This window comes from Pseudovibrio sp. JE062, assembly GCF_000156235.1.
In the GTDB taxonomy this organism is placed as follows: domain Bacteria; phylum Pseudomonadota; class Alphaproteobacteria; order Rhizobiales; family Stappiaceae; genus Pseudovibrio.
The window spans coordinates 150,266-166,340 of record NZ_DS996810.1 but is presented as its reverse complement, the minus strand read 5'-3'; the positions used below and the strand labels follow the sequence as shown (position 1 = coordinate 166,340).

The following is a 16,075-nucleotide window of genomic DNA, read 5'->3' as shown; positions in this document are numbered from 1 at the left end:
TCTAGACTTGCTTTAGCTTATCAGGCTGAAGAACTTTCGAACTCTAAACGTTAGGGGGGAATTGCAGCTCACCTGGATTCGAATTTAATCGACCTTCGATAATCACCAGGAGATCAGTGATCACTCAAGCTGCATCGTGAAGTTGCGGGGACAATAACTAATCGAATTCAATTCGGCAAGTGCTTATTGCCCACTAATTCTCCTAATTTTTCAATATTAGTTTCCGAAAGTTCGGATCACCTAGGGTTTAAATATCACCAGGAACACAATTGCAACCATTAATAGTGTCGGTATTTCATTAATAATTCTAAAGTAGCGTTCACTATTCTTATTTTGATCCTGCGCAAACTTGGTGACATGACGCGAAAGCATCACGTGATATATCGTCATCAGTATTACGAGCGAAAACTTCAGCATAAACCAAAGATCAAAATACGCATCGAGCAGATAAACCAGCCACAATCCGAAAATCCATGTGGCCATCATGGAAGGAGCCATGATCGCTTTAAGCAACCGGCGCTCCATGATTTTGAAGGTCTCGCTCTTATCAGAACCGATCTCAGCGGTCGTGTGATAAACAAAAAGGCGCGGCAGGTAGAACAAACCCGCCATCCAGGCGATCACAGAAATAATGTGTAGGGACTTCGCCCAGGAATATGCATCTTCCATAATCCGCGCCTCTAATTCTTCAGTGCTGCTTACAGGCCTTTAACCCGCTTAACCATCTCAGCAACATGTTCTGGCGGAGTTTGCGGAACAACGCCATGACCAAGGTTAAAGATGTGCGGACCATTACCAAGAACTTCGAGAGCGTGATCTATTCCAGTTTCAAGCGCACGTCCACCGGCAACAAGACGCATTGGATCCATATTTCCCTGAACAGGCACAATTTTCTGGATCTCTTGAGCAACTTCAGCCGGAACAGTCCAGTCCAGACCAACAGCATCAACGCCAGTGCCTTCAACATAACGCTTCAAACGAGCAGCTGATGCTTTCGGGAAACCAATGATCTTTGCGTTCGGACGCTGAGCCTTCACGCCATCAACGATCTTGCGGGTCGGGCCAACAGACCACTGCTCAAATCCGATGTCATCCAGAACACCTGCCCAGGTGTCAAAGATCTGCAGCGCATCAGCACCGCCATCCAACTGAGCCACCAGATAAGTGATGGAAGCTTCAACGAGCTGATCAATGAAAGCAGTCAGCAGCGCAGGATCCTTATAGGAGCCGATACGAGCGGCAACCTGGTCCTGGGTGGTATGACCTGCCACTGAGTAGCAAGCAACCGTCCACGGGGCTCCGCAGAAGCCCAGAAGGGTGGTTTCAGTCGGTAGCTCTGCTCTCAGGCGCTCGACTGTGGCGATAACAGGAGCCAAATGCTCCATCGTCCTAGCTTGATCAAGCTTTTCAACCTGTCCGATAGAAAGTGGTTCAAGAACTGGTCCTCGACCCTCCTCAAAATTTACAGGGTAGCCAAGCGCATCTGGAACAACGAAGATGTCAGAAAATAGGATGGCAGCATCAAAGCCATACCGGCGAATTGGTTGGAGAGTAACCTCTGTTGCAAGATCGGTGTTGTAACAGAAGTCCAGAAAGTTCGGAGCCTTTGCGCGCTCGGCTCTGTACTCAGGCAAATAGCGGCCTGCTTGACGCATCATCCAGATTGGTGGGCGTTCAAGTTTCTCGCCTGCCAAAACGCGCATTACCGCTCTTTCATGAGATTCCATAAATCGCCTCTTTTTCCCAAGCCTGCTTAAAAAGAATCCTCTTTAGAGGAAGTTTCTATTTCTATTAGTGAGTGAATAGCAGGGATCAATTTCGTTCCACAATTCCTAACTGAGAAAACCCAAATAGGAAAAGTCAAAGATCAAATTCAACCAAGACTCTCAACAGGAGTCGAAAACAAATTGTTTTTTCTAAAGATTCAATGGGTTACAATCTGGAAAATAACCACAGATCACAGTTTATCCCGTAAGCTGTGCTGTGAATCTTTTGCGTGGGCAATGTGCAATCCCGTTTATCCAAGTCGTTTCGAAATCAGTATTCTCAAAATATGGAATTGTTGACGGATTAGGGTCAACGGGCATTAATTTGGAAGCACAGTGAGATTTGGGTAGTTATCCCTGATCTCTCAGGAATGTTGAGGATGATACCTTGGGTAACCACTCTAACTATTTCCATTTACACATGGTTTCGGATTCAACGGGCGAAACTTTGATGACAATTGTGCGGGCTGCGACCGCGCAATATGAGAATATTCAGCCTATTGAGCACGTTTATCCGCTGATCCGTCATGACAAACAGTTGAGTAGAGTCCTCGAAGAGATTGAATCTGCTCCCGGAATCGTACTCTACACACTTGTGGAACAATCCTATGCCCGCCGCTTGGAGCGTAAATGTCAGGATCTTGGCCTGCCATGTGTGAATGTTCTCAAACCCGTCTATCAAGTCTTCCATAGCTATCTGAACGTCACAGAAACGTGGCGCGTTGGCGGACAGCACGTGATGGATGAGGAATACTTCCAGCGTATGGAAGCCATGAACTACACCATGTTGCACGATGACGGCCAAATCGCTGGGGTTTTGGAAGAAGCAGATGTCATTCTCGTCGGTATCAGCCGAACCTCAAAGACGCCAACGTCCATCTATCTGGCCAACAGGGGCATCAAAGCGGCCAATATTCCGCTTATTCCCAACATGCGCCCTCCCCGCCAGCTTCTGAAAGCCAGGAAACCCCTTGTGGTGGGCCTGATGGCCACCGCAGAACGAATTCGGGATATCCGCCAAAACCGTATTCTTTCGCTCGATGCCAAAACAGATAACGACACCTACGTTGATCGCAAATCAATCGCCAAGGAGATTGCTATGTCGAAACGGTTGTGCGCTGAAAATGGCTGGCCTCTGATCGATGTAACCCGCCGTTCTATTGAAGAAACGGCCGCAGAGATCATGGATTTGCTCCGAAAGCATAAAAATGAGCAAAAAGAGACAGAAGAATATTGAGAAGCATCGCGCTTTATCCCAATAAACAGCACAAGAAATCCTCAGATTGAGAAAGCAGAGTATGACTCGACTGGTATTAGCGAGCGGAAGTAAAATTCGCGCGACTCTCTTGGAAAATGCAGGCCTGATCTTTGATCGTATCCCGGCTAACGTTGATGAGCGTCAGATTGAAGAGCCATTGCTTTCCACTGGTGTGGATCCAGAAACCATTGCAGCCAAATTGTCCGTTGCGAAAGCGAAAGAAGTTTCTGCACGAAATCACGGTGCTTACGTAGTCGGAGCAGATCAGATCCTGGCTTTTGAAGGAAAACGCCTTGTTAAGCCGGAAGACCTGAAAGTGGCTCGCAAACAATTGGAAAGCTTTTCAGGCAAAAGCCACGCCCTCCACTCTGCAGCCTGTGTGGTGAAAGACGGCGAAGTTGTTTGGGAAGGCATTTCAACAGCGATCCTACATGTACGTGAGCTCTCCGCAGATTTTCTGGATTGGTACATCGAGCAGACCGGAACCGAAATCCTCTCCAGCGTTGGCGCTTATCAGCTGGAAGCAGAAGGCGTTCAGCTCTTTGAAAAGATTGAAGGTGACTACTTCACAGTGCTCGGCCTCCCTCTCCTCAGCCTCCTGTCCTTCCTTCGTGACATCGAGGTGCTGAAGAAATGAGGAACGCGGCAGTCACAGGTCACCCAATCGGCCACTCCAAATCTCCTTTGATCCACGGCTACTGGCTTAAACAGCATGGTATTGAAGGCAGCTACATCGCACAGGACGTTCCTCCTGAGACTGCCGAAGGCTTCTACGGCTCATTGGCTGAGCACGGCTTTGTCGGCTGCAACGTGACTATTCCCAACAAGGAACATGCCTACAACTCCGCTGAAAAACTTGATGATGCAGCCAAAATGATTGGTGCGGTCAACACACTTTGGCTGGATGAAGCGGGCGTTCTCAACGGTTCAAATACCGATGGGCTTGGGTTCCTGGGCAATCTCGATCAGATGTTGCCAAACTGGGATAACTATGGGAACAAGGCCATTGTTCTGGGGGCTGGCGGTGCCTCTCGGGCGATTATCTGGGCGCTGCTCTCCAGAGGATACACAGAAGTGTATATTGCCAATAGAACTTTGGAAAAAGCTCAGAAACTAGCCGATCATTTTGGTCCAAATACCATCGCAATCACGTGGGATACTCTGGGGGAAAAGCTTGGAGAAGCAGATCTTCTGGTGAACACGACCTCACTTGGTATGACTGGACAGCCAGAATTAAATGTTGATCTTGATAACCTGTCGAAATCAGCAGTTGTGACGGATATAGTTTACTCTCCGTTACAAACAAAACTGCTTCGGGACTCTGCGGAACGTGGAAACCCGACTGTCGATGGTCTGGGTATGTTGCTTCATCAGGCAGTACCGGGATTTGAAAAATGGTTCGGAGTTCGCCCGGAAGTCACCGATGAACTTCGTGAGATCATACTGAAAGAAATGGGACTTGCCTGAATGGTTATTCTCGGTCTGACCGGCTCAATTGGAATGGGGAAATCAACCACCTCAAAGCTCTTCGCAGAGGCAGGAGCAGCTGTTTACGATGCAGACGCCGCTGTCCATGCACTTTACGCCGGTAAAGCTGTAGAGCCTGTCGGCAAGGCTTTTCCAGGTACCGTGAAAGACGGTCGGATCGACCGGGAAGCCCTCGGCAAGATCGTTCTGAATGACAAAGCCAAAATGATGCTTCTCGAAAGCCTCATCCACCCGCTCGTTCAGGAAGTTGAAACCGCGTTTTTGGAGCAAGCGAAAAAAGATCGACGCAAGGTCGTCGTTCTCGATGTCCCTCTCCTCTTCGAAGTCGGCAAGCACAAGACTGTTGATGCCGTTGTCGTGGTTTCTGCACCACATGATGTGCAGCGCAAGCGTGTTCTTGAAAGAGCAGGCATGACAGAAGAGAAATTTGAGGCTATCAACGCGAAACAACTTAACGACGCAGAAAAACGCAAAAGAGCGCACTTTATTGTCGACACTGGCCGGGGTATCGAACCAGCCCGTCGCGCAGTGGGTGCCATCATGCGGGCTGTGTCCTCCATCGCTTCTAGAACGGTGTAATTATGCGCGAAATCTCCTTCGATACGGAAACCACAGGCCTGAATCCGCTTGATGGTGACAGGCTGGTTGAAATCGGTGGAGTGGAGCTCATCAACTTTATCCCGACAGGCCGCACCTGCCACCTCTACGTCAATCCGCAGCGCGATATGCCGGAAGAAGCCTTCCGCATTCACGGTCTTTCCGCTGAGTTCCTCTCAGACAAGCCTGTTTTTGCTGATGTTGCGGATGAATTTCTTGATTTTGTTGGTGATGCTCGCCTCGTCATTCACAACGCACCGTTCGATATGGGCTTCATCAACATGGAGCTCGCCCGCTGTAATAAGCCAAAGATTTCAAACACTCAGGTGTTGGATACGCTCAAACTGGCACGGCGCAAGTTCCCAACCGGTTCCGTATCCCTTGATGCGCTCTGTTCCCGATACGGCATAGATAACTCCAAGCGTGTCTACCACGGCGCGCTTCTCGATGCCGAACTGCTGGCTGAAGTTTATCTGGAGATGAACGGCGGTAAGCAGAAAAATCTCGGCCTGATGCCTGATGACGAGGCGATCGACCTCGACAACATCGGCGATGACCAGCCAAAACAGCGCATTGCCGCCAAACAGCGCCCGGTTCCCCTCTCCCCTGCCCTGTCAGAGGAAGAGATCGAAGCCCACGCCAAGTTCATCGCAGGCATGAAAACCGACCCTGCATGGAATAAGTATCTGAAGTAAGGCACAAACAAAAAGCGCTCCAGAAATCTGAAGCGCTTCAATCTCTTATCAGAGCATAGATGGCAGAACGCGATCTGGTGGACGGTGCCCGTCCATGAAGGCTTTGATATTGATGATAACCTTCTCACCCATATCAATACGCCCCTCAATGGTCGCAGATCCCATGTGAGGCAGTACGACGACCTTGTCGGAAGCAACCAGCTTCGGATTGATCGCAGGTTCATGCTCAAACACATCCAGCGCCGCCCCTGCAAGCTCACCCGCTTCGATCTGGCGGATCAACGCATTCTCATCAACAATCTCACCGCGAGCAGTGTTCACGATATACGCATCCGGCTTCATCAGCTTCAGACGACGTGCAGAAAGCAGGTGGTAAGTGCCCGGTGTGTGCGGACAATGGATGGAAACAACATCCATACGCGCAAGCATCTGGTCGAGGCTCTCCCAGAAAGTGGCCTCCAGCTGCTCTTCAAGCTCCAGTGGCTCGCGAATTCGGTTGTGGTAATGGATAGACATACCAAACGCTTTTGCGCGTCTGGCGACCGCCTGACCGATCCTGCCCATGCCGATAATTCCAAGGCGCTTACCCCAGATACGGCGGCCAAGCATCCAGGTCGGAGACCAACCATCCCATTCCTTGTTCTCAATCTTCTTCATGCCTTCAGAAAGGCGACGAGGAACAGCAAGAATAAGCGCCATGGTCATGTCTGCGGTGTCTTCAGTCATCACACCAGCAGTGTTGGTCACAGCAATGCCGCGGTTATTTGCGGAGATCACGTCGATATTGTCGACGCCATTGCCGAAGTTGGCGATCATTTTCAGATTAGGGCCAGCCTGAGCCAAAACCGAAGCGTCAATGCGATCTGTAACGGTGGGGACGAGTACATCAGCAATTTTGACGGCTTCTACGAGCTCAGCTTGGGTAAATGGCTTGTCATGCTCATTCAGGCGTGTGTCGAAAAGCTCGCGCATGCGGGTTTCAACAACATCCGGCAGCTTCCGCGTCACAACCACAATAGGCTTCTTTTTTGGCATCGTCCCCGCCTTCTGTCAAAAATTTGAAGTTTTTTAACCCTGCCTTATTCACCATATGAGTCAATGACTCAAAGGTCTTAGAGGCTGTCAAAGTTTCATTACCAAATGTTCCGGTGAAAACAAGACTTGTCAAACACGTCTACATCTAATAGCAGCCACTATCGGAAATCGCGAGATCTAAGGTATGATACTTGTGTCTCGATTTTAGTGAAAATTACGGATTAGCCTACGGGAAGTTTTGGTATCGCTATGAAAAATAAAAGTTTTCGTGCTCTTGGTGCCCTTGCAGCTGCTTTTCTATTATTCCTCTTTGTTTCCCCATCCGTAATTACTGCTCAGGCGCAGTCTGCGGGTTCTGGCGTGTCTGGTCTTCCAGTTCCACGTTTCGTGAGCCTCAAATCAGACCGTGTAAACGTCCGCAACGGCCCAAGCAGAAAACACGACATTGGTTGGACTTTTGTTCGCAGCAGGCTGCCGGTTGAAGTCGTTCAGGAATACGACGACTGGCGCCGCATTCGCGATTGGGAAGGCAAAGAAGGCTGGGTGTTCAAAACCCTCCTCACCGGCTACCGCTCTGCGCTGGTAACACCATGGCTGGTAAATACCGTGGAAACCACCCCTCTTCGCAAGCGCCCTGGCCCAAATGAAGAGATCGTTGCGTTCCTTGAACCACTTGTGCTGGCAGGTGTTGTTGAATGCACAGACGGCTACTGCCGCATCTCCGGTAAGGAATTTGAAGGCTGGGTTGATCAAAGCAGATTGTTCGGTGTCTACAAAAACGAAACGATCAATAATTGATCTCACCAGCTAAGCTAATCAAAGAAAAAGCCTCTGAGGAAACTCAGAGGCTTTTTTGATATCTATTTGACTAATCAGGAGATGCTTAGACCGTTTCTTTTTCCCGGTTCATCTTTTCAGCTGTTTTCAGCTCTTCCAGACGTGGCATGGAAACGATGTTGTAACCGGAATCCACAAAGTGAACTTCACCAGTCACCCCACCAGACATTTCTGAAAGCAGATAAAGCGCGGAACCACCAAGCTGCTTGCTCGTGACTGTTTGCTTCAGCGGAGAGTTATTCTGCTGGAAGTTAAACATCAAACGAGCATCCGAAACGCCGGCACCAGCAAGCGTACGAACCGGCCCTGCAGAAATCGCGTTCACGCGAATGCCCTGATCACCAAAGTCCATCGCCAGATAGCGTACAGAAGCTTCCAGAGCTGCCTTGGCAACGCCCATGACGTTGTAATTTGGCATAACACTGGTCGCGCCGCCATAGGTCAGCGTCAGCATGGAGCCACCGTTTGGCATCAACTCCGCTGCACGCTTTGCAATCTCCGTAAATGAGAAACAGGAGATCTGCATGGTGCGGGCAAAGTTATCGCGAGAAGTATCAGCATAACGTCCTCGCAGCTCAGATTTGTCTGAGAACGCGATTGCGTGCACAAGGAAATCAATGGTCCCCCATTTTTCCTTGAGCTGAGCGAAGACGTTATCCACGCTATCAATGTCTTCCACATCACATGGAACAAGCAGATCGCAGCCAATACTGTCGGCCAGCGGTTTTACGCGTCGGGCAAAGGCATCACCTTGATAGGTGAAAGCCATTTCAGCACCTTGTTCTGCAAGAGCTTTGGCAATGCTCCAGGCAATGCTGTGGTCATTGGCAACGCCCATAATCAGACCACGCTTGCCTTGCATAAGCTTGCTCATAGAAAACTCCTGTAATCGAAATCAAAGGAGCTGAGCAAGCCCAGCACCTCAAACTTAGTCTTTGTAGCGCTTAAACACGACAGTTGCGTTGGTACCGCCAAAGCCAAAGCCGTTAGACAGAACGCAGTTTAGCTCTGCATTATCTACGCGCTCTCTTACGATTGGCATATCCTCAAAATCCGGATCCAATTCTTCAATATGCGCAGAAGCAGCAATGAAATTGCCTTCCATCATAAGTAGAGAATAGATCGCTTCATGAACGCCAGCAGCACCCAGTGAGTGACCAGAAAGCGCTTTAGTCGCAGAAATTGGCGGAACCTTGTCACCGAATACGGCGCGGATTGCTTCGATTTCTTTGATGTCACCAACAGGTGTGGAAGTTGCGTGTGGGTTGATGTAGTCAACGTCACAATCAACGTCCTTCAACGCAATCTTCATGCAGCGCGCTGCGCCTTCACCGCTTGGTGCAACCATGTCGTGACCATCAGAGGTCTGGCCGTAACCTACGATTTCTGCATAGATTTTCGCGCCGCGAGCTTTTGCATGCTCAAGTTCTTCAAGAACCAGAACACCGCCGCCACCAGCAATAACAAAGCCATCACGGTTCTTGTCGTATGGACGAGAAGCCGTAGAAGGAGTGTCGTTGTACTTGGAAGACATTGCGCCCATCGCGTCGAACAGGTTGGAGAGTGTCCAATCCAGTTCTTCACCACCGCCAGCAAAAACCACGTCCTGTTTACCCCATTGGATCAGCTCGAAAGCATTACCAATACAGATATTGGTTGTCGCACAAGCTGCGGAAATGGAGTAGTTGACGCCGTGAATCTTGAACGGAGTTGCAAGTGTCGCGGAGTTCGTGGAGCTCATAGCTTTCGGAACTGCGGTTGGCCCGATACGACGTGGACCTTTTTCACGAGTGATATCCGCAGCTTCAACGATCGCTTTGGTAGAAGGACCACCAGAGCCCATGATCAGGCCAGTGCGTTCATTGGTGACCAGATCTTCGGAAAGACCCGCATCCTCAATCGCCTGCTCCATGGCCATGTAGTTCCATGCAGCGCCTGCGCCCATAAAACGAGCAGTACGGCGACCAAGTGCTTCTAAAGGATCCAGGTTAGGGGCACCGTGAACCTGACAGCGGAAGCCGAGCTTCTTATAGTCTTCAGCAGCAACAATGCCGGATTTACCTTCGTAAAGGCTTTGCTTGACCTCTTCAGCATTGTTGCCAAGAGGAGAAACAATACCCATACCAGTAACAACCACACGCCTCATCTAAGGTCTCCCGTGGGCTAAGCGGTCCAAACGGACCAAATTCCAAAAAAGGGTTCGTCATTCCGCATGACAAACCCTCGCATAATTTGATTACTTATTTTGCTTCGTCTTGAAACAGACCAACGCGCAGGTCTTTCGCAACAAAGATAGTCTCACCGTCAGCTTTCACCCAGCCATCAGCGATTGCTAGTTTCAGGCGGGAGCGCATAACGCGCTTCATATCAACGCCAAATTCCAGCATTTTTACGTCAGGAGTAACCTGACCTGTGAACTTTACTTCACCGGTAGAAAGCGCACGACCACGACCAGGCTCGCCCAACCAGCCAAGGTAGAAGCCAGTCATCTGCCACAGAGCATCCAAGCCGAGACAGCCAGGCATTACAGGATCACCCTGGAAGTGACATTCAAAGAACCAGAGGTCTGGATTAATGTCGAATTCTGAGCGGATTACACCCTTGCCGTGCTCTCCACCTTCCTCGGAAATTTCAGTGATGCGATCAAACATCAGCATAGGAGGAAGTGGCAGCTGTGCATTGCCTTGGCCAAACAGCTCACCGCGACCACAGGCCAGCAGAGCTTCTTTATCGTAGCTTGAACGCTTCTCGTGCATTCTATTCCCGCATAATTTGTCGTTTGTGTTAGGCCAGAAAACGTAGGGTTCACCTTACCTAAACGTAACGATGGTTCTAAGTATTAACTGTTCGGGCCTTCCTAACACACGAACCCGAAGATCGAAAGAGCGATGTATGTGAGTTTGCGTGTGCTCAATGTACGCAGTTGTGTTAAACTTATACTATTCTTATTATTGTTATAAGCAGTCCGGTTATTCCTGCTTGTTTTTAGCTTGATGTATCAAGGGTTATGTTCCCTTATATTGAGAGTGCTTGGGTGCAGGTCAATAGGTTGCTTTTAATCTAATGCTGGTAGAATTGGTGCGTAGGTGTTAAAACATCAGCACCCTAAAGAACTAAAGTAGGAAAAAATGAGCTCGCAGATTGCTAACGATCATCAAGATGTAACAGGGATGCTAAGAGACGCAGGTCTGCGCCCTACACGTCAGCGCGTTGCTCTGGCTGAGCTTCTTTATTCTCAGGGTAATCGCCACATTTCGGCGGAAGTCCTTCACGAAGAAGCTATCCTCGCAAACGTGCCTGTTTCCCTGGCAACAGTTTACAACACGCTTCATCAGTTCACCGAAGTTGGTCTGCTGCGCGAAGTTGCTGTTGAAGGAACAAAGACTTACTTCGACACCAACACTTCTGAGCATCATCACTTCTTCCTGGAAGATGAAAACCGTGTGATTGATATTCCGGACAGTGGCCTGACATTGGACAACTTGCCAGTACCACCAGAAGGAATGGAAATTTCCCGCGTGGAAGTTGTTGTTCGCCTCCGTAAAAAGCAGACGCACTAAGCGCTTCTGCTTTTAATCAGGCAGCATTTTTCAAAATTTTCTCTTTGCTCTTGCAAAGATCATAGATGATGCAGCGGTCACAAGCCGGTTTGCGCGCCTTACAGATGTAGCGGCCGTGCAAAATGAGCCAGTGATGCGCATGCTGCATGAAGTCCTGTGGTATCACCTTCTCGAGTTTTTTCTCGACATCCAGCGGCGTCTTGCCGGGGGCAAGGCCGAGCCTGTTCGCAATTCTGAAAAGATGTGTATCAACCGCGATTGTTGGCTGCCCAAAAGCAATGTTCAGCACAACATTTGCGGTTTTCCGGCCAACGCCCGGTAATGCTTCCAGCTCTTCACGTGTCTGAGGAACCTGCCCACCATGCTGCTCAATCAGCATTTGTGAGAGCAGGAACGTGTTCTTCGCCTTGTTCTTGTAAAGCCCGATAGTCCGGATTTCTTCGCGGATCTTGTCCTCACCAAGCGCAACCATCTTCTCAGGCGTATCTGCAATCTGGAACAGATGCTTCGTCGCCTTGTTCACACCAGCATCAGTCGCCTGAGCCGACAATACGACGGCCACCAACAGTGTGAACTCATTGGAATGGTTGAGCTCTCCTTCCGGTTCCGGGTTGTCTTTTTCGAATGTCGCAAAGATCTCGTAAATCTCGGCTTTAGAATACCTTGATCGGGAAACCGGCTTTTTGCGTGTACTGGAAGAAGATGCAACCTTCTTTGTTTTGGTGGCGTCAACCATAGGACTCTCGAAGGAAATAAGTGACTTTGCGTAGGCTCTGAAAGCTCTATACTCTGAAGAGATAAAGAGTAGCAATGAAACAGAGTGCGAAATAGCACCAATGCCCCATGATCTTCAAAAGCGGGAGCCTTATCCCCCTTTCTTTCAGGCTGTTCTAACCCCGCACCGCTCACTATCCCGCCGAGGCGTGAACATCGTTCTCTGGTGCGCAGGCCTGATTGTGGCCTTTTACTCGATTGTTCTGGTCCTCATGGGCCTCTGGCCCGCACCAATTCTGCTTTCTCTACCCATTCTGTTCCTCTGGTTGGCCTTCCGGCACAACTTCACAACCGCTGAAACTTATGAAGAAATCAGCGTTTCTCCGCTGGAGGTCAGGCTTAAGCACGTCACCTACAAAGGCGAAGTGCAAGAGTACGTGCTCAACCCGTTTCACATGAAACTCCATATCGAGCGGGACGATGATGTTGGAGTGACACGCATTTTAGTTCGCTCCGACCAGCTGTTCCTCATCGTTGGCTCATTCCTGAATCCAGATGACAGAACCAGTTTCGCCGCAGCCTTCTCACAGGCTCTCCATTCCGCACGACACCGGGGCTTCGATAACGCTTAAAGCAAAGGCATACTCGCGTTTCGGGTGGCTCTTCCGCTAAGGATCATCTAGATTTCACGCAATCAGAATGAAATCTTTTGCGTATTGCCGAAAAGCGGACACCGGTTTTCGGATAAGATGCGCGAAGAAAGCTTAAGAGCCGAGACCTAAGATGTTTAAAGCAGCAAATCTCGCAGATGGTGCGTTTGTAGAAGACAGTTCTGCTCTTGAGGACTACCGCGTCGTTCAAAAAACCCTTCAAGGCATCTCGGAAAACTGGAGAGAGCAGCCATCTTTGGAAGAACTCGCGCATAGTGTTGGTCTGCAACCAATCCAGCTTCAACGTGTGTTCTCAAGATGGGCCGGCATCACTCCAAAACAGTTTCTGCAGGCAATCACCATCGATCACGCCCGCGGTCTCCTGCAAGATTCAGCAAGCATTCTCGAAGCCTCTCTTGAAGTTGGCCTTTCTGGTCCAGCACGCCTCCACGATCTATTCGTGACCCATGAAGCCATGACACCCGGCGATTATAAACGCCGTGGAGCCGGGGTGAAGATCAATTGGGGCTTCCACCCCTGCCCGTTTGGCCTCGTACTCCTGATGGTCACTGAGCGTGGTCTGGCAGGCCTTGCTTTCGCGGATGCTGGTGAAGAGGCAAAAGCTCTCTCTGATATGTGTGAGCGTTGGCCTGCAGCTGAGTTTGAGGAAAACCAGCAGCTCACCGCACCCTATGTCTCTCGTATCTTCGAGCCGAACAAATGGAAGGAAGATCAACCACTTCGCGTTGTCTTCATCGGAACGGACTTTGAAATCCGCGTCTGGCAAACACTCCTGAAGATCCCGATGGGTAAAGCCACCACCTACTCGGAGATCGCCAGCAACCTCGGCAACCCAAAGGCCTCTCGTGCAGTGGGGACCGCAGTTGGTAAGAACCCACTGTCCTTCGTTGTCCCATGCCACCGTGTGCTGGGCGCAAAGGGGAATATGTGCGGCTACCACTGGGGCATCACCCGCAAGCGCGCCATTCTTGGCTGGGAAGCCGGTGTCTCCGGCGTTCTTGATGGACTAGCCGCAACAGGCTGATCGTTTCACATCCGATTTAAACGGTGTAAATGAAAAAGGCGAGCACTTGGCTCGCCTTTTCTTATGATATCATAAGAGCTTACAGGTCAAAGCCGAGGAGCTTACCGACGGTGAAGACGTCCTTATCACCGCGACCACAAAGGTTCATAACGATGATCTGGTCTTTGTCCATCTGCGGCGCCATCTTGATAACCTGAGCCAGCGCATGGCTTGGCTCCAGAGCCGGAATGATACCTTCAACACGGGTCAGCATCTGGAATGCATCCAGAGCTTCTGTATCAGTCGCTGGAACATAGTTCACGCGACCAGTATCTTTCAGCCAGGAGTGCTCAGGGCCAATGCCTGGGTAGTCCAAACCAGCAGAAACAGAGTGCCCTTCAAGGATCTGACCGTCATCATCTTGCAGCAGGTAAGTACGATTGCCATGCAGAACGCCCGGCTTACCCGCATTCAAAGAAGCGCAGTGCTCCTCACCTTCCAGACCTTTACCGCCAGCTTCAACGCCGTAAATCTCAACGGAAGGGTCATCAAGGAATGGATGGAACAGGCCAATCGCGTTGGAACCACCACCAACAGCAGCGACAAGCGCATCAGGAAGTCTGCCTTCTACTTCCATAAGCTGCTTTTTGGTCTCTTCACCAATCACTGACTGGAAGTCACGAACCATTTCTGGATAAGGATGCGGACCAGCAGCTGTACCGATCAGGTAATACGTGTCTTCCACGTTGGTCACCCAATCACGCAGCGCTTCGTTCATCGCATCTTTCAGTGTACCTGCACCAGCAGTAACGGGAACAATTTCAGCGCCCAGAAGCTTCATGCGGAATACGTTTGGCTTCTGACGCTCAACGTCAGTTGCGCCCATGTAAACCACGCAAGGCAAACCAAAACGTGCGCAAACTGTTGCAGTTGCCACACCATGCTGACCGGCACCGGTCTCAGCAATAATGCGGGTTTTGCCCATGCGCTTAGCCAGCAGGATCTGACCGATACAGTTGTTGATCTTGTGCGACCCGGTGTGGTTCAGTTCATCGCGCTTAAAGTAGATCTTCGCGCCGCCCAGCTCTTCAGTCAGGCGTTCAGCAAAATACAGCGCAGATGGGCGACCGGTATAATGGGTGTTCAGGTTCTTCAGCTCTGCCGCATATGCCGGATCAGCCTTAGCGTCGTTGTAAGCCTTCTCCAGATCCAGGATCAAAGGCATGAGCGTTTCAGCGACGAAACGACCCCCAAAATCACCAAAGTGGCCGCGATCATCCGGACCGGAACGCAATGTGTTGGCTTGCTGGTTCATTAACTCTTCCCAAATTCACTCGGCAACGCTGCGCACTTCACGCACAAAAGCCTCAATCAACTCGATGTCTTTAACGCCCTTCTCGCGTTCTACGCCGGAAGACACATCGACATCACTCACACCAGAGATAGCCAAGGCTTCACGGACGTTTTCAGGGCTTAGGCCACCAGAAAGCATGATAGGCTTTCCAAGTTCTAGGCCTTGTAGCAGTTTCCAATCAAAGCTGACACCATTTCCTCCCGGAATTTCGGAATTTTTTGGTGGCTTCGCATCAAGCAGAAATCTGTCTACCTGCGGAATATAGGGCTTAAGTGCCTCAACGTCTTCTGCGGTGGAGATGCCGAAGGCCTTCATGACGGGAACACCAAAGGTTTCACGCACTTCCGCGCAGCGCTCAGGGCTCTCACTGCCATGCAGTTGCAGAACATCCGGCGCTATGTTGTCGACGATTTCCTTCAGTCCCGCATTATCCATATTCACGGTAAGCGCGACAATCTTCGTTTTGCCACGCACATGGTCTGCCAGCTCTTTCGCCTGCGCGATGGAAACATAACGCGGACTTTTCGGAAAAAAGACAAATCCGATCATATCGACTTGTTCTTTCGTAACCGCGTCCGCAGTTTCCTTTGTAGAGATGCCGCAGATTTTTATCGTAGCGGAAGAGACCATATTTGCACCGTGTTCAAGCAATACCAGAATGACCGTTAGACCAAAATAATCAGGGTTTGTCACCCTGTTCTGGTCATTATATGGAACCTGAAACGGACAGGGCCAATGAGAAAATCTGGAGTTTATCGCGGTAGTCTAATGACTCTTGGTATATGTGGCGCGCTCGTTGCCTTTGCAAGCAGCCCCTCCGCGCAAACAGTTTACCAGCACCAACCGCAAGTGCCCATTGGATTTAATCAGGGATGTGCAGGTACCTATGCAGTTAAGCCTCTGAAATCAGGCGTGCTTAACCTTCGTACCGGTCCCGGAACCAACTACAATGTCGTTGGCCGCCTCATTTCCAACCAGGCAATCAACATCGTCGACTGCAAAGGCAACTGGCTTGGCATCCGTGACCCACAAACCTCCGAACAAATAGGCTGGGTCTACAAAGGCTACATGCGCCGCGTTTAAATGATAGAGTGAAC

General features: G+C 50.2%; 19 protein-coding genes. 10 read left to right on the top strand and 9 right to left on the bottom strand.

All coding sequences use genetic code 11. The features are described from left to right. Positions 1-240: 240 nt before the first annotated feature. Both hemJ and hemE read right to left on the bottom strand, forming a co-directional pair. Positions 241-669, bottom strand: a complete 429-nt coding sequence (gene hemJ / locus PJE062_RS15455; protein WP_008550558.1) for a protoporphyrinogen oxidase HemJ — start codon at positions 667-669, stop codon at positions 241-243. Positions 670-698: 29 nt separating this feature from the next. Next, the gene (gene hemE, locus PJE062_RS15450; RefSeq protein ID WP_008550342.1) at positions 699-1,727 is read right to left on the bottom strand and encodes a uroporphyrinogen decarboxylase; all 1,029 of its coding nucleotides are present in this window, start codon (positions 1,725-1,727) and stop codon (positions 699-701) included. Positions 1,728-2,154: 427 nt separating this feature from the next. On the opposite strand from hemE, the gene PJE062_RS15445 reads away from it, so the two are divergent. The 5 genes from PJE062_RS15445 to dnaQ all read left to right on the top strand — a co-directional run bounded on the left by PJE062_RS15445 (position 2,155) and on the right by dnaQ (position 5,804). Beyond that, positions 2,155-3,003 (top strand): pyruvate, water dikinase regulatory protein, encoded by an 849-nt coding sequence (locus PJE062_RS15445; RefSeq protein ID WP_075698400.1) that lies wholly within the window; start codon positions 2,155-2,157, stop codon positions 3,001-3,003. Positions 3,004-3,064: 61 nt separating this feature from the next. After that, positions 3,065-3,661: a Maf family protein gene (locus PJE062_RS15440; protein WP_037037219.1), complete on the top strand. Its 597-nt coding sequence runs from the start codon at positions 3,065-3,067 to the stop codon at positions 3,659-3,661. Beyond that, the gene (locus PJE062_RS15435) at positions 3,658-4,491 is read left to right on the top strand and encodes a shikimate dehydrogenase (RefSeq protein ID WP_008550460.1); all 834 of its coding nucleotides are present in this window, start codon (positions 3,658-3,660) and stop codon (positions 4,489-4,491) included. Before PJE062_RS15440 ends, PJE062_RS15435 begins: the two co-directional genes overlap by 4 nt. After that, positions 4,492-5,091: a dephospho-CoA kinase gene (gene coaE / locus PJE062_RS15430; protein ID WP_014283261.1), complete on the top strand. Its 600-nt coding sequence runs from the start codon at positions 4,492-4,494 to the stop codon at positions 5,089-5,091. Positions 5,092-5,093: 2 nt separating this feature from the next. Beyond that, a complete protein-coding gene (dnaQ, locus tag PJE062_RS15425) occupies positions 5,094-5,804 on the top strand; it encodes a DNA polymerase III subunit epsilon (protein ID WP_008550235.1) in 711 nt (236 codons plus the stop codon). A 48-nt stretch (positions 5,805-5,852) separates the two neighbouring features. Here dnaQ and PJE062_RS15420 read toward each other — a convergent pair whose 3' ends face one another. After that, positions 5,853-6,839, bottom strand: coding sequence for a D-glycerate dehydrogenase (locus tag PJE062_RS15420; protein WP_008550212.1), 987 nt, complete (start codon positions 6,837-6,839; stop codon positions 5,853-5,855). A gap of 249 nt (positions 6,840-7,088) precedes the next feature. On the opposite strand from PJE062_RS15420, the gene PJE062_RS15415 reads away from it, so the two are divergent. Beyond that, entirely contained in the window at positions 7,089-7,637 is a 549-nt protein-coding gene (locus tag PJE062_RS15415) for an SH3 domain-containing protein (RefSeq protein ID WP_008550430.1), read from the top strand. Positions 7,638-7,722: 85 nt separating this feature from the next. On the opposite strand, the gene fabI is transcribed toward PJE062_RS15415, so the two are convergent. The 3 genes from fabI to fabA all read right to left on the bottom strand — a co-directional run bounded on the left by fabI (position 7,723) and on the right by fabA (position 10,432). Continuing rightward, the gene (fabI, locus tag PJE062_RS15410; RefSeq protein WP_008550674.1) at positions 7,723-8,550 is read right to left on the bottom strand and encodes an enoyl-ACP reductase FabI; all 828 of its coding nucleotides are present in this window, start codon (positions 8,548-8,550) and stop codon (positions 7,723-7,725) included. Positions 8,551-8,604: 54 nt separating this feature from the next. Beyond that, positions 8,605-9,822 (bottom strand): beta-ketoacyl-ACP synthase I, encoded by a 1,218-nt coding sequence (gene fabB / locus PJE062_RS15405; RefSeq protein WP_008550472.1) that lies wholly within the window; start codon positions 9,820-9,822, stop codon positions 8,605-8,607. 94 nt (positions 9,823-9,916) lie between these two features. After that, the gene (gene fabA, locus PJE062_RS15400) at positions 9,917-10,432 is read right to left on the bottom strand and encodes a 3-hydroxyacyl-[acyl-carrier-protein] dehydratase FabA (protein ID WP_008550291.1); all 516 of its coding nucleotides are present in this window, start codon (positions 10,430-10,432) and stop codon (positions 9,917-9,919) included. 372 nt (positions 10,433-10,804) lie between these two features. Between fabA and irrA the strand changes: the two genes are divergently transcribed. Further along, the gene (gene irrA / locus PJE062_RS15395) at positions 10,805-11,236 is read left to right on the top strand and encodes an iron response transcriptional regulator IrrA (protein ID WP_008550507.1); all 432 of its coding nucleotides are present in this window, start codon (positions 10,805-10,807) and stop codon (positions 11,234-11,236) included. A gap of 16 nt (positions 11,237-11,252) precedes the next feature. On the opposite strand, the gene nth is transcribed toward irrA, so the two are convergent. Continuing rightward, entirely contained in the window at positions 11,253-11,972 is a 720-nt protein-coding gene (gene nth / locus PJE062_RS15390) for an endonuclease III (RefSeq protein ID WP_008550121.1), read from the bottom strand. Positions 11,973-12,072: 100 nt separating this feature from the next. On the opposite strand from nth, the gene PJE062_RS15385 reads away from it, so the two are divergent. Both PJE062_RS15385 and PJE062_RS15380 read left to right on the top strand, forming a co-directional pair. Then, positions 12,073-12,582 carry a DUF2244 domain-containing protein gene (locus PJE062_RS15385; protein WP_208982342.1) on the top strand — a complete coding sequence of 170 codons (510 nt, stop codon included), beginning with the start codon at positions 12,073-12,075 and terminating at the stop codon, positions 12,580-12,582. A gap of 151 nt (positions 12,583-12,733) precedes the next feature. Then, positions 12,734-13,645 (top strand): bifunctional helix-turn-helix domain-containing protein/methylated-DNA--[protein]-cysteine S-methyltransferase, encoded by a 912-nt coding sequence (locus tag PJE062_RS15380; RefSeq protein WP_008550384.1) that lies wholly within the window; start codon positions 12,734-12,736, stop codon positions 13,643-13,645. A 79-nt stretch (positions 13,646-13,724) separates the two neighbouring features. Here PJE062_RS15380 and trpB read toward each other — a convergent pair whose 3' ends face one another. Together trpB and PJE062_RS15370 are read right to left on the bottom strand one after the other, a co-directional pair. After that, the gene (gene trpB, locus PJE062_RS15375; protein ID WP_008550723.1) at positions 13,725-14,939 is read right to left on the bottom strand and encodes a tryptophan synthase subunit beta; all 1,215 of its coding nucleotides are present in this window, start codon (positions 14,937-14,939) and stop codon (positions 13,725-13,727) included. 15 nt (positions 14,940-14,954) lie between these two features. Then, positions 14,955-15,671, bottom strand: coding sequence for a phosphoribosylanthranilate isomerase (locus PJE062_RS15370; RefSeq protein WP_008550692.1), 717 nt, complete (start codon positions 15,669-15,671; stop codon positions 14,955-14,957). Between the two features lie 219 nt (positions 15,672-15,890). Here PJE062_RS15370 and PJE062_RS26560 point away from each other — a divergent pair, with 219 nt between their 5' ends. Next, positions 15,891-16,061, top strand: coding sequence for an SH3 domain-containing protein (locus tag PJE062_RS26560; protein ID WP_008550568.1), 171 nt, complete (start codon positions 15,891-15,893; stop codon positions 16,059-16,061). Positions 16,062-16,075 lie beyond the last annotated feature (14 nt).

Excerpts from the sequence above, each read along its gene's own strand:
- PJE062_RS15380 (WP_008550384.1), top strand. The coding sequence starts at position 12,734 with ATGTTTAAAGCAGCAAATCTCGCAGATGGTGCGTTTGTAGAAGACAGT.
- PJE062_RS15385 (WP_208982342.1), top strand. The coding sequence starts at position 12,073 with ATGCCCCATGATCTTCAAAAGCGGGAGCCTTATCCCCCTTTCTTTCAG.
- hemJ (WP_008550558.1), bottom strand. The coding sequence starts at position 669 with ATGGAAGATGCATATTCCTGGGCGAAGTCCCTACACATTATTTCTGTG.
- coaE (WP_014283261.1), top strand. The coding sequence starts at position 4,492 with ATGGTTATTCTCGGTCTGACCGGCTCAATTGGAATGGGGAAATCAACC.
- hemE (WP_008550342.1), bottom strand. The coding sequence starts at position 1,727 with ATGGAATCTCATGAAAGAGCGGTAATGCGCGTTTTGGCAGGCGAGAAA.
- dnaQ (WP_008550235.1), top strand. The coding sequence starts at position 5,094 with ATGCGCGAAATCTCCTTCGATACGGAAACCACAGGCCTGAATCCGCTT.
- fabB (WP_008550472.1), bottom strand. The coding sequence starts at position 9,822 with ATGAGGCGTGTGGTTGTTACTGGTATGGGTATTGTTTCTCCTCTTGGC.
- fabA (WP_008550291.1), bottom strand. The coding sequence starts at position 10,432 with ATGCACGAGAAGCGTTCAAGCTACGATAAAGAAGCTCTGCTGGCCTGT.
- irrA (WP_008550507.1), top strand. The coding sequence starts at position 10,805 with ATGAGCTCGCAGATTGCTAACGATCATCAAGATGTAACAGGGATGCTA.
- PJE062_RS15420 (WP_008550212.1), bottom strand. The coding sequence starts at position 6,839 with ATGCCAAAAAAGAAGCCTATTGTGGTTGTGACGCGGAAGCTGCCGGAT.
- fabI (WP_008550674.1), bottom strand. The coding sequence starts at position 8,550 with ATGAGCAAGCTTATGCAAGGCAAGCGTGGTCTGATTATGGGCGTTGCC.
- PJE062_RS15435 (WP_008550460.1), top strand. The coding sequence starts at position 3,658 with ATGAGGAACGCGGCAGTCACAGGTCACCCAATCGGCCACTCCAAATCT.
- PJE062_RS15440 (WP_037037219.1), top strand. The coding sequence starts at position 3,065 with ATGACTCGACTGGTATTAGCGAGCGGAAGTAAAATTCGCGCGACTCTC.
- nth (WP_008550121.1), bottom strand. The coding sequence starts at position 11,972 with ATGGTTGACGCCACCAAAACAAAGAAGGTTGCATCTTCTTCCAGTACA.
- PJE062_RS15415 (WP_008550430.1), top strand. The coding sequence starts at position 7,089 with ATGAAAAATAAAAGTTTTCGTGCTCTTGGTGCCCTTGCAGCTGCTTTT.
- trpB (WP_008550723.1), bottom strand. The coding sequence starts at position 14,939 with ATGAACCAGCAAGCCAACACATTGCGTTCCGGTCCGGATGATCGCGGC.